The sequence below is a fragment of the Rathayibacter tanaceti genome (genome assembly GCF_009834165.1).
In the GTDB taxonomy this organism is placed as follows: Bacteria; Actinomycetota; Actinomycetes; order Actinomycetales; family Microbacteriaceae; genus Rathayibacter; species Rathayibacter tanaceti.
On sequence record NZ_CP047186.1, the window covers coordinates 485,298 to 509,288 of the forward strand.

The following is a 23,991-nucleotide window of genomic DNA, read 5'->3' on the forward strand; positions in this document are numbered from 1 at the left end:
TAGCTGTCCCCCTAACGAGGTGCCTACGAGTATGTCTCACGTCTTGTAGGCTCGGCCCACGGGGCGTGACGCTCCGCGTCTCGAACGGAGTCGTCATCGTGGTCCTACGCCCGACCCTTCTCAATCCTGTGAGCGTTCCGTTGATCGCCGGGCTGCGCTCGGTCCGCCTGCGCGGGACGAACGGTCTGGCGGCGGTCCGCCGCACGGTCGATCTCTCCGTCGACCTCCCCCTCGGCTTCCGGATGGACCTGCTGATCGGCTCGACCGACCGGGTCCGGGTGATGCACGTCGTCAGCTCCGACTTCGCCGTGCGCTGGCCCGGTGAGTGCACGGGCGACTCCTCGGTGTTCCTCCTGCCGATGGAGGGGGCGCTCGCGCTCGAGTCGTCGCGAGGCTGCTTCACCGTCTCCGACGGCGGGTTGGCGCTCGCCGCCGACGAGGCCGTCGTGGTCCGGTCGGTACGACCCTCACGCTTCCTCCTGCTCTGCATCGACGCCTCCGGAGGAGACCGGATGCACCGCGTCGAGATCTCGCGCCGCCTCCCGCCGTCCTCGGTCATCGCCACCGCCCGCACCGTCCTCCGCGCGTTCCTCGCCGATCTCGACATCGAGCATCCTGTGCAGTCCGAGTACCTGCAGGGCACGGTGCTCCGCCTCGGCCGGCTGCTCGGGGCCGAGCGAGAGGAGGACGGCCTCACGCGGGTCGGCATCCGTGACATGGTCGAGGCGGCGGTGCAGGTGATCCTCGCCGACTACGCCGACCCGCTGCTCGACCCCGGTGCCGTCGCCGACCGCTGCCGGGTCAGCCTCCGCTCGCTCCAGCGGGCGATGGCCGAAGAGCGCCAGACGACGCTGCGCGATCTCATCGCGACCGTGCGCACCCAGAACGCGCTTCGTCTGGTCGCCGCTGCCGGCGCCGAGGTCCCCCTCGCCGACATCGCCCGCAGTGCGGGCTTCTCCTCGTCCGATCGGCTCCGGAGGGCGATCGCCGCCGAGACCGGCCTCTCGCCCACCGAGTACCGGCGCCGGCTGCATCCGGGCACCCTCGAAGCAGGCTGAGCAGCCTCGCCGGCCTTTCCTCCGACCGTGCTGCTTGCGCCCTCGGCCGCGGCCCGCAAGGGCCTGGTCGCACGCCGGAGCCGCGCGTAGCGTCGGACCGTCCTCAGAACCACCCGGTCCCGCCCGCGCGGCTCCGGGTCCGAGAAGGGAACGGACATGACGGCATCCCGTGCGACGCGCATCCTCATCCTCGGCGGCGGCTACGTCGGCCTCTACACCGCCTGGGGGCTCGAGAAGAGACGGGGGGAGGCGCCGATGGAGGTCACCCTCGTCGAGCCGAACCCCTACATGACCTACCAGCCGCTTCTCCCGGAGGTCGCCGGCGGCCACGTCCAGCCGCGGCACGTGACGGTGCCGCTCGTCTCGGCGCTGAAGCGCACGCGGGTCATCCGCGGATCCGTCGCGGGAGTGAGCCTCGCCGAACGCACCGCGACGGTCGCCGCGATGGACGGCTCTACTCGCACGATCGGGTTCGACCAGGTCGTCTTCGCGCTCGGAGCCGTCACCCGCACCTTCCCGACTCCGGGGCTCGCCGAGCACGGGATCGGCTTCAAGACGGTGGAGGAGGCGGCGCACCTGCGCGACCGCGTCATCGAGACCATTGCGAAGGCAGCGCTCACCAGCGATTCCGCCGAACGCCGCCGCCTGCTCACCTTCGTCTTCGTCGGCGGCGGCTACACGGGAGTCGAGGCGTTGAGCGAGCTGCTCGACCTCAGCCGGCGCACCCTCGCGGCCCAGTCCTCGCTCTCAATGGGAGATGTCACCTGGCACCTCGTCGAGGCTCTCGACCGCGTGGCGCCCGAGGTCGGCCACGAGCTCTCGAGGTGGACCCTCGACCACCTCCGCTCCCGCGGCGTGCACGTGCACCTGAAGACGACGATGCCCTCGTGCGAGGGCGGCGTCGTCGAGCTCTCCTCCGGTGAGCGCATTCCCTCGGCCACCATCGTCTGGACCGCCGGCGTCAAGCCCAATCCGATCCTCGACGAGACCGACGCGCCGCGCGGGCCGAAGGGCCACGTGACGGCGGATGCTCGCCTCCGGGTCGTCGGCGACGACGGCGAGCCGGTCGGCGGCGCGTGGGCGGCGGGCGACGGTGCGCAGGTGCCGGACCTCACCGCCGCCCGGCAGCCCGCCTACTACCCGCCGAACGCTCAGAACGCCGTTCGGCAGGCCAAGCTGCTCGCGCGCAACATCGTCGCCGATCTCACGGGCGGGACGGTGGAGGAGTACCGCCACGCCTCCGTCGGCACGGTCGCCGAGTACGGCATCGGCAAGGGTGCCGGCCTGATCAAGGGCGTGAAGCTGCGCGGGGTCCCGGCCTGGCTCGCGCATCGCGCCTACCACGGAGCGGCGATGCCGACCCTGGACCGCAAGTGGCGGGTCATCACGGGCTGGCTCGCCGACGCTATCGCTCCGCGCGACCTCTCGCCGATGAGCGCTCTCCAGGATCCGCGTCGCGCCTTCCGCGAGACGGCCGAAGCGACCGATCGAGCCGCCGCTGCGGCTGCCGAGAAGGACCCCGCCTGAGGTCCCTCCTGTGTGCGTCCGCCTCGCTGCCTTCAGACGTCGCGGCAGTCGATCGCGACCACCGCGACCTCTGTGCACTCGCCGCGGTCAGCCCCGAGGAGGCGAGTCAGCCGCGACCGCGCGGGCGCAGGCGCACGGTCGGCAGCACGGGAGCGGGCAGCGGGCGCCCGTCGTAGCCGACGACCGTCCCGAATCGTCCGGACGCGTCGTCGCCCGCGATCACCTCCGACTGCCACCGGTCGCGTGCTGCCTCGATCTCGTCGTGGCTGCGGCCGATGAAGTTCCACCACATCACCAGGTCCTCGGCGAACGGCTCACCTCCCAGCAGCACGACGCGTCCACCCTCCGGTCCCGCGGTCAGCACCATGTGCTCCCTCCCCGGAGCGAGGAAGGCGAGCGCGAAACGATCGACAGGATGCCCCTCGACGTCCACCGGCCCAGCGTCGACGAGCACGCCGTACTCCCACCCCGCTTCGACCGGCAGCTCCACCCGGGCTCCGGGCTCGAGGTCGATCTGGGCGGCGACCAGCGGAGTGAAGACGCTCGCGGGCACGGCTGCGCCGAGCATGCCGCCGACGAACACCCGCACGAGCGCGCCGGGCAGCTGCACCGGCACCCCGCTGTGATGCTCGAAGATCGGATCGGCACGGCGCGCCTCCTCGGGCAGCGCGACCCACAGCTGCACACCGTGCAGCACCGGCACCGAGCCGGTCGAGACCTCTGAGTGCGAAATCCCGCGCCCGGCGGTCATCAGGTTCAGCTCGCCGGGCTGCACCAGCGCCCGGCTGCCGACGCTGTCGCGGTGCTCGATCTCTCCCTCGAACAGCCAGCTCACCGTCTGCAGGCCGATGTGCGGGTGCGGAGGGACGTCCATCCGCGCCCCCTCGTCGACCCGGACCGGACCGTAGTGGTCGACGAAGCACCACGCCCCGATGGTCGAGCGCGAGCGCTGAGGGAGAGTGCGGCGCACCTCGAGCGCGCGTGGCCCGCCGAGCGGCACGAGGCGCGCCTCCAGGACCTCGACGCCGCCCCGGGGGCGCGGACGCGGCTCGTCTGTCACGGGAAGCTCGTCCGGGTGCTCCTCCAGGTTGCTCATGCGCGAAGTGTATGCCTTCGCATGAAGTCGGGGCGGGTCAGGGGACGCCGCAGGCCGGCTCGGGAGCCGCTCCGGCCTGCGGCGACGAGACGGCGGGTCCGTGACCCCGACTCTCCTGGCTCCGCACACCAGTCGTCTCCCGACGGTCCCGACCATCGGACGGCCTTCGTCCGATCCCCTCTCACGCCCAGGGCGAACAGGCCTCCGCAGCGGGGTGACCGCTGGTTACAGTCGTCGTATCGGAGCCCACCCCTGCGGGTTCTGTAGGGAGTGACAGCATGTTCGAGAGATTCACCGATCGCGCGCGGCGCGTCGTCGTCCTGGCCCAGGAAGAGGCCAAGATGCTCAATCACAACTACATCGGCACGGAGCACATCCTGCTCGGTCTGATCCACGAGGGCGAGGGAGTAGCCGCCAAGGCGCTCGAGTCCCTCGGCATCTCGCTCGACGCCGTCCGCGAGCAGGTGCAGGACATCATCGGCCAGGGGCAGCAGCAGCCGACCGGCCACATCCCCTTCACGCCCCGGGCGAAGAAGGTCCTCGAGCTGTCCCTGCGCGAAGCGCTGCAGCTCGGCCACAACTACATCGGGACCGAGCACATCCTGCTCGGCCTCATCCGCGAGGGCGAGGGTGTCGCGGCCCAGGTGCTGGTCAAGCTCGGCGCCGACCTGAACCGCGTGCGCCAGCAGGTCATCCAGCTGCTCTCCGGCTACCAGGGCAAGGAGCAGGTCGCGGTGGGCGGTGAGCAGCAGCAGCCTCAGGGGGGATCGCAGATCCTCGACCAGTTCGGACGCAACCTCACGCAGGCGGCGCGCGACAACAAGCTCGACCCGGTCATCGGGCGCGAGAAGGAGATCGAGCGGGTCATGCAGATCCTCTCCCGCCGCTCCAAGAACAACCCCGTCCTGATCGGCGAGCCCGGCGTCGGCAAGACCGCCGTCGTCGAGGGTCTCGCCCAGGCGATCGTGCGCGGCGACGTGCCCGAGACGTTGAAGGACAAGCAGCTCTACACGCTCGACCTCGGGTCGCTCATCGCCGGCTCGCGCTACCGCGGAGACTTCGAGGAGCGCCTGAAGAAGGTGACGAAGGAGATCCGCACCCGCGGCGACATCATCACCTTCATCGACGAGATCCACACCCTCGTCGGCGCAGGGGCCGCGGAGGGCGCCATCGACGCCGCGTCGATCCTCAAGCCGCTGCTCGCCCGCGGCGAGCTCCAGACCATCGGTGCGACGACCCTCGACGAGTACCGCAAGCACTTCGAGAAGGACGCCGCACTCGAGCGCCGCTTCCAGCCGATCCAGGTCGCGGAGCCGTCGCTGCCCCACACGATCAACATCCTCAAGGGGCTGCGCGACCGCTACGAGGCGCACCACAAGGTGTCCATCACCGACGGCGCGATCGTCTCGGCGGCCAACCTCGCCGACCGCTACATCAGCGACCGCTTCCTCCCCGACAAGGCGATCGACCTGATCGACGAGGCCGGCGCGCGTCTGCGCCTCTCGATCCTCTCGGCGCCCCCGGAGCTCCGCGACTTCGACGACCGCATCGCCGTCGTCCGTGCAGCGAAGGAGGCCGCGATCGAGGACCAGGACTTCGAGAAGGCCGCCTCCCTCCGCGACGAGGAGAAGCAGCTGCTCGGTGAGCGCCTGCGCCTCGAGAAGCAGTGGAAGTCCGGAGACGTCAAGGCCACCGGCGTGGTCGACGAGGGCCTGATCGCCGAGGTCCTCGCCCAGGCGACCGGCATCCCGGTCTTCAAGCTCACCGAGGAGGAGTCGTCGCGGCTCGTCTTCATGGAGAAGGCGCTTCATCAGCGCGTCATCGGCCAGGAGGAGGCCATCGCGGCCCTCTCGCGCACCATCCGCCGGACCCGCGCGGGCCTCAAGGACCCCAAGCGCCCCTCCGGCTCGTTCATCTTCGCCGGCCCCACGGGCGTCGGCAAGACCGAGCTGGCCAAGGCGCTCGCCGAGTTCCTCTTCGACGACGAGAACGCGATGATCTCGCTCGACATGTCGGAGTACGGCGAGAAGCACACGGTCTCGCGGCTGTTCGGTGCCCCTCCCGGGTTCGTCGGCTTCGAGGAGGGCGGACAGCTCACCGAGAAGGTGCGCCGCAAGCCGTTCAGCGTGGTCCTCTTCGACGAGATCGAGAAGGCCCACCCGGACATCTTCAACTCGCTCCTCCAGATCCTCGAGGAGGGTCGTCTGACCGACGGCCAGGGGCGCGTCGTCGACTTCAAGAACACCGTCATCATCATGACCACCAACCTCGGTGCGCGTGACATCGCCGGTGGCCCCGTCGGGTTCCAGATCGAGGGCGACAACGCCACCGGTTACGACCGCATGAAGGGCAAGGTCAACGAGGAGCTGAAGAAGCACTTCAAGCCCGAGTTCCTCAACCGCGTGGACGACGTCATCGTCTTCCCGCAGCTGTCGAAGCCGGAGCTGCTCCAGATCGTCGACCTGTTCATCAAGCGCCTGGGCGACCGTCTGCTCGATCGCGACATGACCGTCGAGCTGACGCAGTCGGCGAAGGAGCGCCTCATCGAGGTCGGGTTCGACCCGGCGCTCGGAGCACGCCCGCTGCGTCGCGCGATCCAGCGAGAGATCGAGGACCAGCTGTCCGAGCGGATCCTGCACGGCGAGCTCGGCGCCGGAGACCACATCCACGTGGACTTCGCCGAGGGCGCCTTCGTCTTCACGACGACGCCGCGGTTGATCTCGATCAGCGCCGGCGCGACGTCGGGAGCGGCCACGGCCGGCCCGGCGACGCCCGACCTGATGGCGTAGCAGTCCGTTGCCCGGCGTGCCCGTCCCTCCTCGGAGGGGCGGGCACGCTGTCGTTCGAGGCGGGGCCGTGGTCGTCCGGCAGGCGGAGCAGGGCGTGATGGTCGTTGCGCGACGGGTAGTGCTGCTCCGGTCTGCCCGGCGGCCTAGGGTGGTGGGGTGACTGACTGGAAGTACCCGGTGCGCCGGGCGCGCACGAGTGATGTCCCCTTCATTCAGGAGCTGAGCGAGCCGCTCGTCAACGAGCGCGTCCTCCTCGGCAAGGATCGTGTGGTGCTCTACGGGGCCGTCCAGGAGTTCCGCATCGCGGAGGACGGCGAGGGCAACGCCATCGGCTGTGGCGCGCTGCATGTGATGTGGGACGATCTCGCGGAGGTGCGTACTCTCGCGGTCGCCCAGGAGTGGCTCGGCAAGGGGGTCGGTCACCACATCCTCGAACGGCTCGAGAACGACGCCCGTGAACTCGGGCTGTCCCGCCTGTTCTGCTTGACCTTCGAGATCGACTTCTTCGCCCGGCACGGCTTTCACCCGATCGGCGAGAAGGTCGTCGATCCCGAGGTGTACGCGGAGTTGCTGCGCTCACCCGACGAGGGTGTGGCCGAGTTCCTCGACCTCGCGCGCGTGAAGCCGAACACCCTCGGCAACACTCGTATGCTCAAGATGCTCTGACAGCCGGTACGTCGTAGCCTGTCGGGGTGACTCCGCCGCCCCGTCTGCCGCCCCGCGTCTACCGGCGCCGGCGAGCGGGGCTCCTTCTGGCGCTGGCGGTCATCGTCGCAGGGATCGTGACCCTGGTCTCCCTGGAGCCGTGGGCCGGGGCCTTCGATTCTGCTCCGAGCGCGACGCCGACACCGAGTGCGCTGCAGACCCTCTACCCGACGACGTCGCCCGATTCCGCGCCGGACGCTCCTCCGAGGTGCACCGCCGAGGCCGTGTCCGTCACCGCCGTCGCGGACGCCTCGAGCTACGCGCGCGGTGTGGATCCGCAGCTCTCGCTCTCACTGACCAACACCTCTAGCGCCGACTGTGTGATCAACGCCGGCACCGGCCAGCAGGTCTTCACCATCTCGAGCGGCTCCGATCGGATCTGGACCTCGACCGACTGCCAGACCGCCGCCGCCGATCTGGACGTCCTCCTCCAGGCGGGCAGCTCCGTGAGCGGCAGCGCGCTGATCTGGGACCGCACCCGGTCCTCCGCCGACACCTGTTCGGGAGGTCGGGAGTCGGCCGCCGCCGGCGGCGCAGCCTATGACCTCTCTGTGTCGGTCGCGGGAATCGCGTCGGGCTCGACCACGCAGTTCGTGCTGGAGTAGCCGCTCGGAGGACGCGCCGGCTGCGGCCCGCCCGTAACATCTCGGGGATGTGGGGATGGACGATTCGACCGTGTTCGGGGTTCGCGGGTGGCACGTGGTGAAGCGGTGGCGCCGGGTTGCCGTTGCGCTGGTGGTGGCGCTGGTGACCGTGCTCGTGCTGCCGGTGCCGGCAGCTGGCGCCGCAGTGTCCGTGCCGATGCCCGGTGCCGGTGCGGTCTCTGCCGGTGCGGGTGCGGTCATGGGAGGAGCTGCGGATTCCGGTCTTGGCGCTTCTGACTCCCGCCGTTCTGAAGGGGGCCGTCCTGACACTGCAGGTCTTGGCGCCGGGGACGCTGCGGATGCCGTCCTCGCCTCGCGTGCGATGGTGCGGATCGACGTCGAGGACTACCGCTTCTCGCGGTACTCTGCCGCCTTCCGGCTCGATCGTGACGCTGAGGGCCGCTCGACATTGACGACCGTCGAGACGTTCGTCGCCGAGTTCCCGCCCGAGCAGAACCGCGGAATGCGGCGAGCGATCCCGCTCGACTACGAGGGCCACCCGACCGACGTCGAGCTGGTGTCGGTCACCGACGGCGACGGTGCGCCGCGACCGGTCGACACCGACACCGACGACGGATTCCTCGTCGTCACGTCGGCCGCTGACGGGTTCGTGAGCGGGAGTCAGACCTACGTCTTCACCTACACGCAGCACAACGTGACGCTCCCCGGCTCCGTCACGACGAGCGGCGAGGATGAGTTCGTCTGGGACGCGAATGGCACTGCCTGGGGGCAGCCGTTCGACCGCTACGACGTCCGCGTCGAGCTCGGGGCCGGTCTGTCCTCTGCGGCGACGGGTGCCATGAGGTGCTATCGCGGCCCCGAGACGTCGACGCAGGAGTGCGCGATCGACCGCGACGGCGCGGTCATCTCCGCTTCCGGCGAGTCCCTGGCTCCGGGCGACAACGTCACGGTCGCGATCGGCTTCGCCCCCGGCACCTTCACCCCGCGCGACGATCGCTACACCGCCTCGGCCTGGTCCTGGGTGCAGCTTTCGGGCGCGGTGCTCGTGCTGATCGCGCTGGTGCTGGCCTCGCTCCGGCGGCGGACGGTACTCCGTGACGCCCCCGGTCGACCGGCGGTGGTCGCCGAGTACGACCCGCCCGAGGAGGGTCTGTTCCTCTCGGCCGCTCTGCTCGGGAAGGCGCCGAAGGCCCCTGCCGCCGCCTTTTTGGACGCTGCGGTCCGCGGGCTCGTCCGGATCGAGGAGACGGGAGACGACGGCAAGCCGGACTACGCGGTGCGAGTGCTCGACCCGGCCGCCGCACCGCCGCATCGGGCGGGTAGACCCCGGCCGGTCGCCTCCGACGACCGCCGATTCTTCGACATCGCTTTCGGCACGGAGTCGGGCGCGGTGCGGGTGCTGTCGTCGAAGGACAAGGCTTTCGGCAAGCTGGTGTCGGAGTTCCAGCTGGGGCTCGGCAAGCGGGTGGCGGAGGCGGGCCTCACGCGGCCGGGCACGGTGGTTGGCAGTGTGGCGGTGGCCGTCACCGCACTGCTCGGCTTCGCCGCGGCATTCGTGGGAGGTGTCGTGCTGCTCAGCAACTCTTTCGGCGGGTTGCTGCCGGTGCTGCTGATGCTGATGGCGCTCGCTGCTGCGGTCATCGCGGTGGCGCTCGTGGCGAAGGTCCCGATGACGCGCGCGGGCGCGGAGCTGCGCGATCACCTCCGCGGCCTGGAGCTCTACATCCGGCTCGCCGAAGCCGACCGGCTCGCGATGCTGCAGTCTCCCCGCGGGGCTGATCGGCGCATGCTCGGCTCGGTCGAGGTGGTGGAGGTCACCGAACGGCTGCTGCCGTGGGCCGTCCTCTTCGGGCTCGAGAAGGAGTGGGCGCGGGCGCTCGCGACCGCCTACGAGCAGACCGGGCAGGCGCCGGTCTGGTACTCGGGTAGCGGGGGTTTCCAAGCAGCGGTCTTCGCGGGGAGTGTGTCGTCGTTCTCGTCGTCTGCAGCCGGTTTCGTATGCTCGTCGGCGAGTTCGTCGAGCGGCGGCGCAGGGGGCGGCGGCAGCTCGGGCGGTGGCGGAGGCGGTGGCGGTGGTGGAGGCGTGTAGACGTCCGCTGGGAACCTGTGGCCGGCTCGGCGTCTGAGCGTGCCGCGCGAAGGAGTGCTCGGTCTGTGATGAAGGGGTCGCTGACGGCGTCAGCGGGCGGGTGCCGGTGCGAATCCGCATGCTCAGCCTGCGGGAATCCGCTCGGGCACCGGGACGAGCGCGTGGGTGATGGCGCTCGAGAGTGTGAAAGCGCTGGAGTCGAGGTGTGAGGCATGCCCCAGCCGCGTCGCCTCGCTCGCCCGCTGCTTCGCACCGGAGGCGGGGCGTATGTCGCCGGAGAGGCTGATCTCTCCGAATGCCGCGATTCCGGGGCGGAGGGGCGTGTAGGCGTGGGCGGAGGCGATGGCGACCGCGATGGCGAGGTCGGCCGCCGGCTCCATCAGCTTCACCCCGCCCACGGTCGAGACGTAGACATCGCAGCGGCGCAGGGGGATGCCCGCCTGGCGTTCGAGGACGGCGAGGATCATTGCGACCCGGGACGCATCGACACCGTTCGTGACGCGTCTCGGATGCTCGCCGTCGTTCGCGATCACGAGCGCCTGGATCTCGACGGGCAGTGCGCGGCGCCCCTCCATAGCCACCGTGACGCAGATCCCCGGAGTGGGGAAGCGGGTGCGGCTGAGGAAGAGACCGCTGGGGTCGGGGATCTCAGCGATGCCCTCGGCCGTCATCTCGAAGCAGCCGACCTCGTCGGTCGGGCCGAAGCGGTTCTTGAGCGATCGGACGAAGCGCAGGGCGGTCTGACGATCGCCTTCGAAGTGACAGACCACATCGACCAGGTGCTCCAGCAGCCGGGGGCCCGCGATCGAGCCGTCCTTCGTTACGTGGCCGACGAGCACGAGGGGCAGACCGCGCTCCTTGCAGACGCGGATGAGGGTCGCCGCGACCTCGCGGACCTGGCTCGGACCGCCGGGAAGTCCATCGATCGTGTCGCTCGCGACGGTCTGCACCGAGTCGACGATGAGGAGGTCCGGCAGGACCTCGTCGATCTGGCCGAGTACCGTGCCGAGGTCGGTCTCGGCCGCGAGGAAGAGGCTGTCGTGCATCGCGCCGGTGCGTTCGGCCCGCATGCGCACTTGCGCAGCCGATTCCTCCGCGCTGACGTAGAGGACGCGCTGGCCCTCGGCTGCAGCTCTGCTCGCGACCTCGAGAAGCAGTGTGGACTTGCCGACTCCCGGCTCGCCCGAGAGCAGAACGACCGCACCGGCGACGATGCCTCCACCGAGCACCCGGTCGAGCTCGCCGACTCCTGTAGGCCGGTGCGCGGCGGAGGTGGTCTCGATCCGGGTGATGGGCCGGGCGATCCGACCGGCGGCAGGAGCGACGGCGGCGACCGCGCGCACCAGCCCCGTGCGTTCGGTGCTCTCGACGACGCTGCCCCACTGCTGGCATTCGCCGCAGCGGCCGACCCACTTCGCGGTCGTCCACCCGCACTCCGAGCATCGGTATGCGGCTGTGCGCGTCTTGGAGGAGGCCATGAGGTCCTTTCGAGGCGGGAGGGGGCGATGAGCGAGACGCTACGGGTGACCCCCGACACGGGTGTTCGTTCGAACGTGTCTTCGACTGTAGCGTCGACCCCCGACGTCGACGTCCGGCCACGCCAGCTCTGGGGAGAGATGTGGCGAGGCGTCGGTTGTGGAGAGTGTTTCGATCCGAGTGCCGCCGCGTCGGTGTCAGTGGTCTGAGCAAGACTGGAGCCATGCCCTCGACAGTGCACGTCCTCAAGTCCGGTCGCAGGCTCGGCGTGAGCTGGTCGGGCGCCGAGGTTGCAGAACACACCGTCGTACTCGCTCATCCGGCTCCCGGCTCCTCCGATTTCGATCCCGATCCGCTGACCACCGCACGCGACGGAGTGCGCCTCCTCTCGTTCGACCGGCCGGGCTACGGTGCGTCGTCCCTCCTCACCGACCTCGATCCCGCCGGCGCCGGAGCCGGCGCGAATCCCGAGCAAGCCGCCGCCGACATCGCCGAGTACCTCGCGAGCGTCGGAATCGCCTCCGTCAGCGCCGCCGGCTGGTCGGCCGGGGGGCGCGTCGCGCTCGCCCTCTCGGCCAACTACCCAGGGCTGGTCGAGCGCCTGGCCGTGATCGCCACCCCTGCGCCCGACGACGCGGTTCCCTGGGTCGGCAGCGACAACCGCGTCGCGTATGACGCGCTCGCCGGGCTTCCTCCCGGCGAGGCCGTCCGCTCGCTGACGACCACGCTCGATGCGGCGTTCGGCGGCGCGCCGGAGCTCGATGCGCTGCTCGGGATGCTCTCGACGGGTGAGGCGGACGCATCCGTGCTCGACACGCCTGGAACGCGTGAGCGCCTCGAGCGGATGCTCGAACGCTCGGTCGAGCAGGGCACTCTCGGCCTGGCCGCCGATCTCGTGGGCTACGGCGTGCAGGAGTGGGGATTCGCGGTCGAGGCGGTCGCATCGCCCGCGCTGCTCCTCTACGGCGCCGAGGACGCGCTCATCGGCCGCCGGCACGCCGAGTGGTACGCCGAGCGTCTACCGGATTCGCGCCTCGAACTCGTCCCCGGCCGCGGCCACCTGCTGGTCGTCCCTGAGTGGCGGCGCGTGCTCGATTTCCTGCTGCCCGCCTGACGTCCGCCGATTGGCGCGACCTCAGGCCGTCGCGTACACTCGACCCCGGTACCGTGTCCGAGCGGCCGAAGGAGCATGTCTCGAAAACATGTGTGGGCTTGCGTCCACCGTGGGTTCAAATCCCACCGGTACCGCCAGTGACAAGGCCCTCTGCTTTCGTGGAAGCAGGGGGCCTTCGCTGTCCTCCGGGACCGCCGCCTCGGCTCGTGCTGAGAGGACCTGTTCTGGCATCGAGCGGCGGCACCGACTCGACGTCGTGTCGTCTCCGTCGCTGGCTGCACCCGTTCATATCGGGTCGCCATCCGTCCGGGGCGCTCACTGTCCTCCGGGCTTCTCTGCCTCCCCGTGAGCGATCCGCTGGCCTCTCCGCGACGCCGAGTGTGCGATCAGGGTCGATGCGACTCCGACGAGTACTCCCAGCGCGGTCTCGAGGGCACGGTCGCGCAGCAGCACCAGCTCGTCGGTGCGGTGCGCGAGTTCGACCATCAGGATCGCGAGCGGGGTGACGAACGCGAGGGTCAGGCCGTAGTTTCGGCCCACGAAGAGCTCGGCAGTCATCTGAAGCAGCACGACGACCACGATGACGGCGAGCGGCGGGAGGGGGAGGGCGAGGAGTCCGGCCGCGATCAGGACCCCGACAACGGTGCCGAGCATCCGCTGCCCGGCGCGGACGAGGCGGGCGCCTGCGTCGACTCCCGAGACCGCAGCCACGGCGGAGACCATCGCCCAGTAGGGGTGGCCCAGGCCGGTCGCCGTCGGGATGGTGCCGGCGAGGAGGACGACGGATCCGAAGCGGAGCATCGCGGACCGGGTGGCGGGGCGGGTCGCGGCGGCGCGGAAGGAGGTGCGCCACGGAGTCGGCGTGAGTCGTCGCGCACGGGGGAGCGCGGATCCGCTCGCTCCGACGAGAAGGGCGAACGCGGCGGAACCGGCCGCGAGTGCGAAGGCGAGCGGGATGCGCGCGGGTTCGGTCGGCACCGAGGCGCAGGCCGTGACAGCGAAGACGGGGAAGAGCGGTCCGGGCGGGTGCCAGTGCAGTGCGTCGCTGAGATAGGCGGCGGCGACCGTCACGGCGACCACCACGGGGATGATCAGCCACTCCCGCTGAGGTGACAGGGCGACAGCCGAGCCGATCGTCACGGACGCGACGAGGAAAGCTGCGGCCGAGAGCTGCATCCCGAGGCGCGGCCGGTGTGTGTGCTGGCGTCCGTAGAGCGCGGTGAAGGCGCCGAATGTCGCGTAGAGGGCGAGGTCGGTGCGGTCGGCGGCCCAGAGGGCGACGAGGGGCGCGGCGATCGACATCCCAGCGCGGACGGCGACACGGTGGGCGCCCGCATGGGGTCCGAAAGCGACGAGTTCGCGGGGGTGCGGCAAGGTGGTGGCGGGCATCGGTTCCTCTGATCGGCGGACGATCCGAGCGGCTCTGGCCGGAAACATGCTTCACGCGTGAAGCAGATATACTTTACCCATGAATGACTCCGAGGGTCGCCCGGTGGACGCCGTCGACGAGATCCGCGCTGGCTGGGCGGCGCTACGGCCCGAGCTCGACACCTCCGCCATCGACGTCGTCGGGCGGGTGATCCGCGCATCGGCCCTGATCGTGCGGGCGACCGAAGCGCTTCTCGCGGAGCACGGGCTGACCCGCGGCGAGTTCGACATCCTCACCACCCTGCGCCGGGCCCGAACCGCTCAATCGCCCACGTCTCTGCGGACGATCGCTCTCGCCTCCGCCCCCGCGATCACCAAGCGGGTGCACTCGCTGGAGCGACGTGGTCTGCTGCGGCGCTCGGCGAATCCGGCCGACGGCCGCAGCACGCTCATCGCCCTTACCGAGGCGGGGGAGGAGCTGGTCGACCGGGCTTTCCCCGAGGTGCTCGCGATCGAACGGGAGCTGCTGGCCGGCGTGTCCGAGGAACGCGGCGCGGAGGCGTCCCGTTCGCTGCGCGCGGTCCTCGCGAGCGTCGAGACGGCCGCGCACCGGTGAGCTCGGACGGGATCGCTACCGTGGGTGCATGCGCCTGACCTCCAGCTTCACCGTGCCCTCGCGGCCGCCGGTGCTGCAACTGGTGAAGACGGCGGCGGCCACGGTCGTCACCTGGCTCCTCGCCGCCCTGATCTTTCCCGGGACGCTGCCGGTCTTCGGCGCGATCGCTGCGCTGCTGGTCGTCGCGCCGAGCGTGAATCAGTCGTTCTCGAAGGCGATGGAGCGTTCGGTCGGCGTGATCATCGGCGTCATCGTGGGGTCGGTGATCGGCACGGTCCTCGGCGGTGACAGCCTCATCGTGCTGCTCGCTATCGTCGCCGCGATCGCAGTGGGCTGGGTTGTCCGGCTGACTCCCGCCTCCGCTGTGCAGATCCCGATCAGCGCGATGCTCGTGCTCTCGGTCGGCGCGGTGACCCCGAACTACGCGCTCGACCGCATCCTCGAGACGCTCGTCGGCGCAGCGGTGGGAGTCGTCGTCAACATTGCGATCGTGCCCCCTGTCGCGCTCGCCCCGGCCGAGCGGGCGGTCGGCGACCTCACTGCGCAGCTCGCGGCCGGTCTCGACGACCTCGCCGATGCGCTGCAGTCCCCGGTCCCGCGGCGGCGCCTCGACGAGATGCTCATCAACGCGCGGCTCCTGCAGACGATGCAGCGCAAGGCGGAGGAGGCGATCGCGACCGGCGAGGAGTCGCTGCGCTTCAATCCACGCCGCTCCGGTCACCGCGATCGGCTGCTGGCGCTCGATTCCGTGATGCCTCGCCTCGGGCGCATCGTCACCCGGGTGCGCGGCATGACCCGGACGGTGCACGACCTCTACGACGACGAACTGGTCGGCGAGCCGACCATCGCGGACATCGCCGTGCAGCTGCATCGTGCAGCTCACGACCTGCGGCTGCTCGTGCAGACCTCCGTCGCCGTGCCCGAGCCGGAGGCGATCACCGACGAGCTGCCGGCCCTCACCGCGCCGTTGGTGATCGTCGCTCCGCATCCGGAGCACTGGATCCTGCTGGGCGCCCTGGCGGAGGACCTCCGGCGGATCCGCGAGGAGATTCTGGGCGAGGAGTCCTGAACCGCGACGGCCTCGGCACTGACGTCGTCGGTACGTCTCCTCCTTCTTCCGGGTCTAGTGCTCGGTGCGCCCGTCGTCGACGATCTCGCCCTCGCCCGGGTCGGGAGCGACCTCGCGCAGCGCTGCGGGGTCGCTCGCTTCGGCGTGCTGGGTCTTGCCCTCGGCGATGAGGGAGTCGTCGTCGACGAGGATGCCGGCGAGCTCGGTGAGGCGGCCGCGGAGGGCGCCGATCGGATCCTCGACGGGTGCATCCTCCTCGGATCGGTCGACCTCGGAGTCGGGGTAGCGGCGCAGGGCTGCCTCCTCTCGATCGGGTCGCGGAGCGCGTGCGTGCTCGACGCAGAGGCGGGCGACCTCTTCGGCGTGGGCGTGCATCACCGAGTGGGAGGCGTCGGGGATCTCCCAGGCGCGGGCATGCGGCACGGCGTCGGCGATCTCCTCCACCCACTCGCGCGGCACGAGCCTGTCGTGCTCTCCGCGGATGATCAGCGTCGAGGCGAGGATCCGGGGCACGGTGTCCTCGATCCGGTACTGCATCATCTCGGGGAGGACGCGCGAGAACCAGCGTGGTCCGCAGAGAAGGTACGCGCCGGCGGCGATCACGGCGACCTTCACGGGTTCGCGCACGCTCGACTGGGCGAATCGGAGCGCCGCTATCGGGATGCGCCGTTCGTGGCGGTTCATCACCGGGCCCAGCAGGACGATCGTCGTCAGCTCGGGACGCCGGGACGCGAGTTCGGCGACGACCTGCGTGCCCATCGAGTGGCCGAGGACGACGGGGTCGTCGAGATTCAGCTCGTCGATCACAGCGCCGACGAGCTCGGCGTAGTCGCCGATGTCCATCCGCCGCGCGTCGACCGGGTGCGGTACGCCGCCGAAGCCGGGAAGGTCGAGGGCGTGCACCGGGCCGAACTCGTTGAGCGCTGGAGCGAGACGCTCGAAGTAGGTCGCCGCGACTCCGATGCCGGGCACCAGGACGAACGTGCGCTCGCCCTCGCGACCGACGGTGCTGACCCGGGCCCAGACGTCGCGATGATGCACGCGCTGGACCGAGACGTCGGTGCTGCGGTAGCGGCGGCGCGGATCGCGGCGGCGGGAGCGTGTGGTTGCGAACACATCGCGCAGGCCGCGGCGCAGGGTCGACGCCAGGGTGGGAAGGAGGTCGCTCGGGCGGAGCACGGGGCCTCCTTCGTTCAGGGTGGTCGGTCGCACAGAGCCTAGGCGCTCGCCGTCGGGGTCAGATCAGCATGTCGTCGGATCTGTGGAGGAGGAGACGCGCAGGGCCGATGTGGAGGACGCCGTTGGTCAGCGGTGCCGCCCGGACGCCTCCGTGACGACGCATCGCGTGGAACGCTCCGGGGTCGAGCACGACGTCCATCCAGGCGCAGGGGTTGGCCGGCCGGCCGCCCTGGAACTCGATCCGCTCTCCGTCCTGCTCGAGCGCGAAGGTTCTGCCGGCCAGGGCATCGATGTCGGCGCCGCGAACGATGATGTTGCGCCGAGTGTCGGCGGGGTCGAACGGATCGGTCCGCAGATCGGTGGCCATGCGCTCGAGCGTCTCGATCGCGAAGAGGGTGATCGCTGCAGAGCGGTGGGCGCGCTGGGCGAAGAAGCGGTCGCCGACGATCCCGAGGCCGGCACGGACCTCGATGCGCTCGGGCTGCTCGTTGCCCTCGAAGGTGATCGGCCCGTCAGGGGGTCGGCCCTCGTAGCGGTGCAGTGGCGAGACCACGAATCGCTCGAGCTCGATCGCTGCGGCCTCCATGGGAGCAACGGTACGCGTCTCCGCGGGGGTCGCTTCCGTGACCGCGCCGGGCCGGTGCGGCTCTTCGGACTGCCTGAGTCGACCGGCCGATTCGGACGGCCAGCCGGCGCGGACGGGTGACTCGCTCGGCGCCGGCCGGACGCTCCCGGCGATTCGCGGACGCGGTCGGCGCCATGTATAGTCGTACCTCGTTGCGTGCCCTCCCAGGCCACGCGATGCACTGCGCCCGTAGCTCAACGGATAGAGCATCTGACTACGGATCAGAAGGTTGGGGGTTCGAATCCCTCCGGGCGCACTCTGGTTGAGACAGAATGAAACGGTCCGCGAAAGCGGGCCGTTTTCGTTTTTCTGGTGCTTCATCTGGGGTTTTCCTCTCTTGGCGGGTGGATCTGGGAGGGACGAGCTGACGGCGTCGGCCTGCCGATCTCGGTCGTGGCGGGACGCTGACAGCAACCGCGACAGCAACGCCCCCGGTTCTCGTCTCACGGCGGCGCGTTCTGGGAGCGCAGCGCTTCGTGCGCGATGTCGTAGAGCTCTCCGTCGATGAGTTCGCCGTCGAAGGCCGCCGCGACCTCGTCGAAGGAGCCCGGGACGAAGTTGAGCAGGTCGTCGTGGAGCCCGGCGGTGCGTTGCTCGCCCGGGACGTAGCGCCAGGTGGTCAGGATCTGCACGAGTTCTTCGCGGCTGATTGCGCCGCATCGGTAGCTCTCCGCAGCTTCGTAGGGCCCGGGTCCCGTCATGAGTCCGCCCTCGTGAACGCCTTGTCGATGGCGGCCGCGGCGTTCGTCAGCGCCGAGGGCATCACGTGCGAGTAGATGTCGGAGGTGATCGCCATCGCCGAGTGCCCGAGGATCTCCATCACCACGCGCATGGGCACACCCTCGGCGAGCAGGAGCGACGCGCACGTGTGCCGCAGATCGTGGAAGCGGATGCGGCGGACGCCGGCCCGCGCGATGGCCGCATCGAAGCTCCGTCGCAGGTTGGTCGGCTCGATGATGGTGCCGATGCTGGTCGTGAACACGAGGTCGTTGTCGGTCCATCGGTCACCGGCGAGCTGTTGATCGACGAGCTGCGCTCGTCGACGAGCCATGAGGGAGTCGATCGCGAGCTGGGGGAGAGGGATCGTCCGGCGTGAGCGGGCGGTCTTGGGGGTGCCGATGACCATGCCCTGACCGGCTCCGAGACGCTGCACGGTCTGGCGCACGCGGAGTTCCCGGGCATCGAGGTCCACGTCGGCCCAGCGGAGCGCCAGCAGCTCGCCCTTCCGCATCCCGAGAGCCAGGGCGGTCGAGTACAGATGGACGTACTGATCGCCGCGGTTCGCATCGAGGAAGGCCGCGGCCTCGTCGGGCGTCCACGGAGACACGTCGGTCCTCTCGACGCGTGGGGTCCGGACGAGCGACGCCACGTTCCGCGCCACGACCTGTTCGCGCATGGCCTCGGAGAGCATCGTGCGGAGCACCGCATGGGCGAGCTGGACGGTGCGGGAGGAGACGCCGGCCGCGCCGACCTTCGTGTGCAGCTCGCGGACGTGCGCAGGGGTGAGGCTGTCGAGACGAACGCGGCTGAGCGCGGGAACGATGTGCTTCCGCATCATCCACGAGTAGTTCGCGACGGTCGCGGGCTTCAACGACCCGTGCGCGGTGTTCGCGAGCCAGTGCGCGGAGTAGCTCTCGACCGTCCATGTGCTGATCGAGGCCGGAATGCCCCGGTCGGTCTTGGCCTTCAACTCCGCGAGCTGCTTGGAGACCTCGGTGCGAGTGGCGCCGTAGACCTGTCGACGGCGGCGGCCTCCATCGGGTTGCAGAACGTACGTCGCCCCACTCCACCGACCGTCCTTCCGCTGGTAGACGGATCCCTCGCCGTTGGCGCGCTTGCTCACTGCGGCACCGGGGCTTCCATGAGCGTGCCCACGTAGGCGCGCAGATCCTCTACGCGGACGCGACGCGAGCGGCCGATGCGGACGCTCGGCAGGATCTTGAGCCGCATCAGGTCGTAGACGGTCGAACGACCCACACCGAGTGCGTCCGCGACTTCCTCCGGAGTGAGCATGAGCTTCTCCATGACATTCACCTCTCCTTGTTCTTGTTGGTCTTCATCTGTTCGCGGCGCTGGTCGTTCCATTCGCGCGCGCGAGCGGCTGCCTCTGCTGCGAGAGCGGCGTCGCCGTTGGTGAGCCAGCCCATCCCGGCGAAGCTCCACTGGGCCACGACGAGGGTCGTCTCGTCGTCGAGTTCGTCGTCTTCCTCGTCGCTCTCCACGCCATGGGTCGCGTCCCTCTTGGCGGAGATGCGCTTCTGCCAGAGACGGCGGGCGGAGCGGAGCTTCCCGAGCGTCGTCGAGTAGCGGCGGGACTTGGTGGCGAAGTGGCCGCGGAATCCGAGCATCCCGACCCATTTGCCGAGGAGCGCGTAGTCGTCCTCGGGGCCGAGGCGCGTGATCCGTGCGAGGTCCTCGATGGTCTGCTTGAGCTGCGCGACATGCGGGCGAGGGCCGTTTGCGACTGCCGAGGGATCCACCTCCTCGGTGGCCTTCGTCGCGTACTTCGCGATGTAGGCCGCGACCGCTCGATCCGTGAGCTCGCCATCGTTCTCCGCGTGGTGGCGAACGACGGCGCGAGCATCGACTTGGCGACCGAACCGGAGGGAGCGAGGGGATTCGCCGGGGACGACAGGGGCGGCCGTCACCTGGACCGCTGCCGCGCTCTCGATGGCCATGCGCGACAGATCGGACGAGGAGATGAGCACCGACGGAACCGGATACGGATCATCCGGGCGAGCGTCACCGTCGAGACGGATCAGCGCGTGGAAGTGCACGGGACCGCGCTTCTGGAACTCCGCCACCTTCGCGAACTGCACCCGCACGAGCTTCCGCGTCGCTGACTCACTGAGACCGAGCGACTGGGCGATTCGACGGCGGAGCGCGATGGTGAAGCGCCGCCACAGCTCAGGCGCGTGCCACTGCCAGACGATGTGCCCGACGTAGTCGTAGCACTCACGGCAGATCGGCTCTCCGACGAGAGGCGAGTCGGCATCGTGCACGCTCATGCATCCGCCCGGTCGGCCGTGCGGGCACAGCTCCTTCTTCGACCGGGGGCGGCAGCGCGTCGAGCCGGATCCCCGTGCCTTCTTCGACGCATGGACCGCTCCGAAGGACGGAGCCGTGAGGGTCAAGAACACGAGCGGGTGGGTGCCCACCGACTCGGGAACGTCCTTGGACCCACCGGCAGCCCCGGCGACCACGAGGTGCCACATGTCGCCCTTGTACTCGTGGCTGCACGAGGGGCACCGGACGGCGCGGCGGTTGCCGCAACGGACGTAGGTGATTCCATCCGGCTGCCGCGCGGATTCGTACGACGAGACGACCTCGCCGGACACCGCATCGACCACGTGAGACGACCCGACGAGGCGGACGGGGTTGGCGCAGTAGCCGGTGGCGGCTGCGCCCTTCATCCATTCCTCGAAGTCGGGGCGCCGCACGCGGTCGGTGACGGTGTCGGCGAGGGTCGGCATCAGTAGCTCGTGGTCGTCGTCACGGTGCACACGTAGGCACCGACTAGTGCGGTGAGCTGGTCATCGAGCGTGCATGCGCGCTTGTCTGACCCGGCGTCCTCCTGCCCCTGGTTCCAGGCGCTCACGAGTTCCGGGGAGCATGCGCGATCCGCGACGATGAGGTTCGCGGGCAGGCCGCTATAGGTGCGCGGATCGTCTGCACTTGGCTTCCCGGCTTTTCCTCTGAACTGGAGGTTGCAGAAGTCCAACCGGGTCGTGGTGATGCCCGCCTCGTATCCACGCGAGAACGGTTCACCTGTCGTGCTTGCTACCTCGAAGCCGACCGCTCCTGCGGCGGCGACTGCGACTACTCCGCCGACGATGCCAACGGTGAGACGAGTTCGGGTCGAGATCTTCATGATTCCTCTCCTGTCTTACGGTTGCGTCGCGCTCGGGGCGAGCGCGGCGACGTGTGGTCCGTCTCGGCGGTTGCCGGGGCGGGAGTCCGAATGAGTTCATGCCGCGGTGCCTCGTATGTGGCGGCGGCATATCGGATGACGTCGTCGGAGGCATAAGCAGCGCGGACGCGAATGGGGACCCCGCCGTCCTCGGGTGCGACGAAGGCCACGCCGGGCAGCGTCGCCGGTATCTGATGGCAGAGCGCGCCCTTCTCTCGCATGCCCTCGCCGAGGACCATCGAGGTCTCCAATGCGTCGCGAAGACGGAGGCCGATGGTCTGGGTGAAGAGTCCGCGAACAGGCAACGTCTCCTTGCGGGGGTCCTGCAAGCACGCGAAGACCGTGAAGCCGGGAGAGCGACCTTGCGAACACAGGAGCGCGAGTGCCGCATTCGCTCGACGTTGGAGATCGCGGTCCGTCTGGTAAGCCGTCAGTGCTGCCAGCTCGTCGATGACGACGAGGACGTGGGGGCTCTCGATGCTCACGGTGTGTTCGCGAACGTTGCCCGCCAGGAGGGCGGCGCGCTCCCGCATGTCCGAGCAGGCGCGCTCGAGCAGGATCACCGCGGCCTCCGGCTCGGTTGCGTACTGGGTGAGGAGGCCCTCGCCCATCGCCAACTCCATGCCGCCCTTGAGGTCGATGCCACGGACCTCCACGAGCCCCTTACGGATCGCCGGTCCCAGCCCGATGAGGAGGCTCCACAGCATCGAGCCCTTGCCCGAGCCCGAGGACCCGGCCACGAGGGTGTGCGGCCCCACACGGAAGGCCCACGGAGCGCCGGACGCTTGCACGCCCATGGGCACGGCACGGAGGTCGACGTGATCCCCGGGATCTCCGAGTGGGATCGGCTCGCGAAGAGGATCCGCGTAGTTCACGACGACGAGCGCTCCACCTGGTGCAGCATCGACGGTGACGGACACAGCGCCGAAGGACTCCGCGATGGCGGGCCCAGCAGCGGTGATGTTCTCCCTCGTCATGCCCAGCGGGAAGCGGACCAGCAGCGACACGGAGTACCCGTTCCACTCGGCCGCGCTGATGGCGGGGATCTCCGAGGACGCTGCTGCCGACCGAACCGAGAGTCCGAGGCGGATCATGAGTTCGGGCCAGGCGGAGCGGATGAAGGCACGGCTCCTTCGCTGCCACTTGCCGAACTCGTGGGCTTCGAGCGACCTCCCGTCGCGATAACGCCACACGAGTCCTGCACTCACAAGTGCGACGGCCACGATCGCGAAGAGGCCCTGGACCGGCCGCCACTGTCCGAGCAGTAGCCCGAGGACCGCGAGCAGCAGCGTGATGCGCTTGTGCCGCCGCACCAGTGCCCAGAGAGCCAAGGCGTAGTTGCGCAGCTCGGCGACGATCACGAGTCGCCGGCCTTCTTCACGATGGCGGGCCGGATCCCGCCGGCTCGGAGCGAGTAGGCGACGCGAGGGCGGCCGGCCCCCTCCTTCACGTACGGGACGACCACGAGGTCATCGAAGATGACAGGGCGGAAGGGGAGCCCCGGCAGCTCGGGCGGGAGTGTCGGGTGGGTGGCCGACACGATCTTCACGGTGACCTCGCCCTGGCCCTTCGGTGCCTCGGGATCGGCATCGAAGACGCGCACGGTCCACATTGGCTTGTTGGTCCTCGGGTCGTGCTGCTGCTTGACGGCCTGGCCGTTCTCGAACTCCATCAGCTGCTCGACCTCGCCGACGGCGTAGGCGGGTCCTCCGAAGTAGGTCTCGCTGATGACGGGAAGTCCGGTCTTCTTGACGGGCATGTTGTTCCTCCTGGTCTCGGTGCGCGGGGTGCGCACGCTCTGGGTTCCGGATCGACGATCCTCAGCGACCCTTGATTGATCTCTTGATTGACCGGTCGAGCGCCGGAAATTTTCGAGGATCAGCGGCACGCATGGATCCGAGGCCGTCCAACCGGGTCGCCGCTGCGGCCAACGTACACATTTGTGTATGTCAAGCGCAAGAGCGAAGCAAGATCCGATGTGCGAACCCGATGCGCGTGCGCAAGACTGGAGGCATGGCGGACCTCGATGACTCGGAGCCACTCGGCGGGTGGGGACTTGTTCCCGTTCCTGTCGTGGAGGCCGTGCATGCGCTGAACCGCAAGATCCTGCGGAACGGGCAGCATCTGGACGGCCTCGTCTGGCCGAAGAAGCCACGTGACGTTCAGGACCTGCTGCGGATGTCCGTATCCGACGCGCACAAGGTCGCTCGGGCGAGCACTGATCTGCGGGCCTTGCTGACCGCATACGCCCATCGCTTCCACCAGCCGCGCCCCGTCATGGCTGATCTCGCGCGAGCGCAGGAGGCGACGCCTCAGGGCATTCCGCGAAGGTACGGACAGGCGAACGTCGACGCGTTGACGGCGCTACTAAGCGACGAGCCGGACATCGAGGTGATCCTCGCCGGTCTGCCATCGCTGGCGCTCCTCGACCTCACCGATTTCAGCGGGGCCGTCGGTCGAGCCGCGAAGGCGATGCGAGACGAGGGTGTGCGTCCTCGGTCGGCAGCGCGACTGAAGGCTGAGGAGCGGGGTCGAGCAGGCGCAGAACGCAAGAGACAACTTGACGGCGTGCTTTCTCCGATCCGCAAACAGGACTACGGCGGATAGTAAGACAGTGCCGCCGAGGCTAGCTGTACGACCCCACAAGAGACTAACGGCGTGCGTGAACCGCATCGAGTGTAGGTGAATCATGGCCGAAGAATATGAGGTCGCAGCAGCGCAACTCTGGGTCTCCGTTTTACACGCTAAAGGGCAACCTATTCCGC

The 23,991-nt window shown here is 69.6% G+C and carries 22 protein-coding genes and 2 tRNA genes; 12 read left to right on the top strand and 12 right to left on the bottom strand.

The genetic code is table 11. The features are described 5' to 3' along the window. The first annotated feature begins 65 nt into the window (after positions 1 to 65). Both GSU10_RS02265 and GSU10_RS02270 read left to right on the top strand, forming a co-directional pair. Positions 66 to 1,058: an AraC family transcriptional regulator gene (locus GSU10_RS02265; RefSeq protein ID WP_068208126.1), complete on the top strand. Its 993-nt coding sequence runs from the start codon at positions 66 to 68 to the stop codon at positions 1,056 to 1,058. A 156-nt stretch (positions 1,059 to 1,214) separates the two neighbouring features. After that, complete coding sequence (locus tag GSU10_RS02270; protein WP_132504824.1) at positions 1,215 to 2,585, top strand: NAD(P)/FAD-dependent oxidoreductase; 1,371 nt, start codon at positions 1,215 to 1,217, stop codon at positions 2,583 to 2,585. A 106-nt stretch (positions 2,586 to 2,691) separates the two neighbouring features. Here GSU10_RS02270 and GSU10_RS02275 read toward each other — a convergent pair whose 3' ends face one another. Then, the gene (locus GSU10_RS02275) at positions 2,692 to 3,681 is read right to left on the bottom strand and encodes a pirin family protein (protein ID WP_068208114.1); all 990 of its coding nucleotides are present in this window, start codon (positions 3,679 to 3,681) and stop codon (positions 2,692 to 2,694) included. A 278-nt stretch (positions 3,682 to 3,959) separates the two neighbouring features. Between GSU10_RS02275 and GSU10_RS02280 the strand changes: the two genes are divergently transcribed. The 4 genes from GSU10_RS02280 to GSU10_RS02295 all read left to right on the top strand — a co-directional run bounded on the left by GSU10_RS02280 (position 3,960) and on the right by GSU10_RS02295 (position 9,869). Next, the gene (locus GSU10_RS02280) at positions 3,960 to 6,470 is read left to right on the top strand and encodes an ATP-dependent Clp protease ATP-binding subunit (RefSeq protein WP_068208112.1); all 2,511 of its coding nucleotides are present in this window, start codon (positions 3,960 to 3,962) and stop codon (positions 6,468 to 6,470) included. A 156-nt stretch (positions 6,471 to 6,626) separates the two neighbouring features. Next, positions 6,627 to 7,136, top strand: a complete 510-nt coding sequence (locus GSU10_RS02285) for an amino-acid N-acetyltransferase (RefSeq protein ID WP_068208110.1) — start codon at positions 6,627 to 6,629, stop codon at positions 7,134 to 7,136. 26 nt (positions 7,137 to 7,162) lie between these two features. Next, positions 7,163 to 7,780, top strand: coding sequence for a hypothetical protein (locus GSU10_RS02290; RefSeq protein ID WP_068208107.1), 618 nt, complete (start codon positions 7,163 to 7,165; stop codon positions 7,778 to 7,780). Positions 7,781 to 8,141: 361 nt separating this feature from the next. Then, positions 8,142 to 9,869, top strand: coding sequence for a DUF2207 family protein (locus GSU10_RS02295; protein WP_158286097.1), 1,728 nt, complete (start codon positions 8,142 to 8,144; stop codon positions 9,867 to 9,869). Between the two features lie 122 nt (positions 9,870 to 9,991). Here GSU10_RS02295 and radA read toward each other — a convergent pair whose 3' ends face one another. Then, positions 9,992 to 11,347, bottom strand: coding sequence for a DNA repair protein RadA (gene radA / locus GSU10_RS02300; protein WP_068208104.1), 1,356 nt, complete (start codon positions 11,345 to 11,347; stop codon positions 9,992 to 9,994). Positions 11,348 to 11,568: 221 nt separating this feature from the next. Here radA and GSU10_RS02305 point away from each other — a divergent pair, with 221 nt between their 5' ends. Further along, positions 11,569 to 12,459, top strand: coding sequence for an alpha/beta fold hydrolase (locus tag GSU10_RS02305; protein WP_068208101.1), 891 nt, complete (start codon positions 11,569 to 11,571; stop codon positions 12,457 to 12,459). Positions 12,460 to 12,506: 47 nt separating this feature from the next. Next, positions 12,507 to 12,596 (top strand) — tRNA-Ser (locus GSU10_RS02310). Between the two features lie 178 nt (positions 12,597 to 12,774). On the opposite strand, the gene GSU10_RS02315 is transcribed toward GSU10_RS02310, so the two are convergent. Continuing rightward, a complete protein-coding gene (locus GSU10_RS02315) occupies positions 12,775 to 13,848 on the bottom strand; it encodes an FUSC family protein (RefSeq protein WP_068208099.1) in 1,074 nt (357 codons plus the stop codon). A 79-nt stretch (positions 13,849 to 13,927) separates the two neighbouring features. Here GSU10_RS02315 and GSU10_RS02320 point away from each other — a divergent pair, with 79 nt between their 5' ends. Both GSU10_RS02320 and GSU10_RS02325 read left to right on the top strand, forming a co-directional pair. Then, entirely contained in the window at positions 13,928 to 14,443 is a 516-nt protein-coding gene (locus GSU10_RS02320) for a MarR family winged helix-turn-helix transcriptional regulator (RefSeq protein ID WP_068208095.1), read from the top strand. Between the two features lie 28 nt (positions 14,444 to 14,471). Further along, complete coding sequence (locus tag GSU10_RS02325; RefSeq protein ID WP_132504820.1) at positions 14,472 to 15,512, top strand: FUSC family protein; 1,041 nt, start codon at positions 14,472 to 14,474, stop codon at positions 15,510 to 15,512. Positions 15,513 to 15,566: 54 nt separating this feature from the next. Here the strand turns inward: GSU10_RS02325 and GSU10_RS02330 are convergent, their stop codons facing one another. Continuing rightward, positions 15,567 to 16,691 carry an alpha/beta fold hydrolase gene (locus tag GSU10_RS02330; protein WP_158286096.1) on the bottom strand — a complete coding sequence of 375 codons (1,125 nt, stop codon included), beginning with the start codon at positions 16,689 to 16,691 and terminating at the stop codon, positions 15,567 to 15,569. 58 nt (positions 16,692 to 16,749) lie between these two features. Continuing rightward, complete coding sequence (locus tag GSU10_RS02335; protein ID WP_068208092.1) at positions 16,750 to 17,277, bottom strand: MOSC domain-containing protein; 528 nt, start codon at positions 17,275 to 17,277, stop codon at positions 16,750 to 16,752. 222 nt (positions 17,278 to 17,499) lie between these two features. Between GSU10_RS02335 and GSU10_RS02340 the strand changes: the two genes are divergently transcribed. Continuing rightward, positions 17,500 to 17,572 (top strand) — tRNA-Arg (locus GSU10_RS02340). A 187-nt stretch (positions 17,573 to 17,759) separates the two neighbouring features. On the opposite strand, the gene GSU10_RS02345 is transcribed toward GSU10_RS02340, so the two are convergent. The 7 genes from GSU10_RS02345 to GSU10_RS02375 form a co-directional block, all read right to left on the bottom strand. Continuing rightward, positions 17,760 to 17,948, bottom strand: a complete 189-nt coding sequence (locus GSU10_RS02345; RefSeq protein ID WP_132504816.1) for a hypothetical protein — start codon at positions 17,946 to 17,948, stop codon at positions 17,760 to 17,762. Between the two features lie 65 nt (positions 17,949 to 18,013). After that, the gene (locus tag GSU10_RS02350; protein WP_068208086.1) at positions 18,014 to 19,159 is read right to left on the bottom strand and encodes a tyrosine-type recombinase/integrase; all 1,146 of its coding nucleotides are present in this window, start codon (positions 19,157 to 19,159) and stop codon (positions 18,014 to 18,016) included. Then, entirely contained in the window at positions 19,156 to 19,341 is a 186-nt protein-coding gene (locus GSU10_RS02355; protein ID WP_068208082.1) for a helix-turn-helix domain-containing protein, read from the bottom strand. The genes GSU10_RS02350 and GSU10_RS02355 overlap by 4 nt, the downstream gene beginning before the upstream one ends. Before the next feature lie 5 nt (positions 19,342 to 19,346). Next, positions 19,347 to 20,789, bottom strand: coding sequence for a replication initiator (locus GSU10_RS02360; protein WP_132504814.1), 1,443 nt, complete (start codon positions 20,787 to 20,789; stop codon positions 19,347 to 19,349). Further along, positions 20,789 to 21,187, bottom strand: a complete 399-nt coding sequence (locus GSU10_RS02365) for a hypothetical protein (RefSeq protein WP_068208076.1) — start codon at positions 21,185 to 21,187, stop codon at positions 20,789 to 20,791. Before GSU10_RS02365 ends, GSU10_RS02360 begins: the two co-directional genes overlap by 1 nt. Continuing rightward, a complete protein-coding gene (locus tag GSU10_RS02370; RefSeq protein ID WP_068208073.1) occupies positions 21,184 to 22,587 on the bottom strand; it encodes an FtsK/SpoIIIE domain-containing protein in 1,404 nt (467 codons plus the stop codon). Before GSU10_RS02370 ends, GSU10_RS02365 begins: the two co-directional genes overlap by 4 nt. Then, positions 22,584 to 22,985, bottom strand: coding sequence for a plasmid replication, integration and excision activator (locus GSU10_RS02375; RefSeq protein WP_104271850.1), 402 nt, complete (start codon positions 22,983 to 22,985; stop codon positions 22,584 to 22,586). Before GSU10_RS02375 ends, GSU10_RS02370 begins: the two co-directional genes overlap by 4 nt. A gap of 254 nt (positions 22,986 to 23,239) precedes the next feature. On the opposite strand from GSU10_RS02375, the gene GSU10_RS02380 reads away from it, so the two are divergent. Further along, a complete protein-coding gene (locus tag GSU10_RS02380) occupies positions 23,240 to 23,833 on the top strand; it encodes a hypothetical protein (RefSeq protein WP_068208070.1) in 594 nt (197 codons plus the stop codon). The last annotated feature ends 158 nt before the right edge of the window (positions 23,834 to 23,991 follow it).

Coding starts and splice junctions, on each gene's coding strand:
- GSU10_RS02295 (WP_158286097.1), top strand. CDS start 8,142: ATGGTGCGGATCGACGTCGAGGACTACCGCTTCTCGCGGTACTCTGCC.
- GSU10_RS02275 (WP_068208114.1), bottom strand. CDS start 3,681: ATGAGCAACCTGGAGGAGCACCCGGACGAGCTTCCCGTGACAGACGAG.
- GSU10_RS02360 (WP_132504814.1), bottom strand. CDS start 20,789: ATGCCGACCCTCGCCGACACCGTCACCGACCGCGTGCGGCGCCCCGAC.
- GSU10_RS02280 (WP_068208112.1), top strand. CDS start 3,960: ATGTTCGAGAGATTCACCGATCGCGCGCGGCGCGTCGTCGTCCTGGCC.
- GSU10_RS02335 (WP_068208092.1), bottom strand. CDS start 17,277: ATGGAGGCCGCAGCGATCGAGCTCGAGCGATTCGTGGTCTCGCCACTG.
- GSU10_RS02325 (WP_132504820.1), top strand. CDS start 14,472: ATGCGCCTGACCTCCAGCTTCACCGTGCCCTCGCGGCCGCCGGTGCTG.
- radA (WP_068208104.1), bottom strand. CDS start 11,347: ATGGCCTCCTCCAAGACGCGCACAGCCGCATACCGATGCTCGGAGTGC.
- GSU10_RS02365 (WP_068208076.1), bottom strand. CDS start 21,187: ATGAAGATCTCGACCCGAACTCGTCTCACCGTTGGCATCGTCGGCGGA.
- GSU10_RS02305 (WP_068208101.1), top strand. CDS start 11,569: ATGCCCTCGACAGTGCACGTCCTCAAGTCCGGTCGCAGGCTCGGCGTG.
- GSU10_RS02270 (WP_132504824.1), top strand. CDS start 1,215: ATGACGGCATCCCGTGCGACGCGCATCCTCATCCTCGGCGGCGGCTAC.
- GSU10_RS02375 (WP_104271850.1), bottom strand. CDS start 22,985: ATGCCCGTCAAGAAGACCGGACTTCCCGTCATCAGCGAGACCTACTTC.
- GSU10_RS02320 (WP_068208095.1), top strand. CDS start 13,928: ATGAATGACTCCGAGGGTCGCCCGGTGGACGCCGTCGACGAGATCCGC.
- GSU10_RS02380 (WP_068208070.1), top strand. CDS start 23,240: ATGGCGGACCTCGATGACTCGGAGCCACTCGGCGGGTGGGGACTTGTT.
- GSU10_RS02315 (WP_068208099.1), bottom strand. CDS start 13,848: ATGCCCGCCACCACCTTGCCGCACCCCCGCGAACTCGTCGCTTTCGGA.
- GSU10_RS02355 (WP_068208082.1), bottom strand. CDS start 19,341: ATGGAGAAGCTCATGCTCACTCCGGAGGAAGTCGCGGACGCACTCGGT.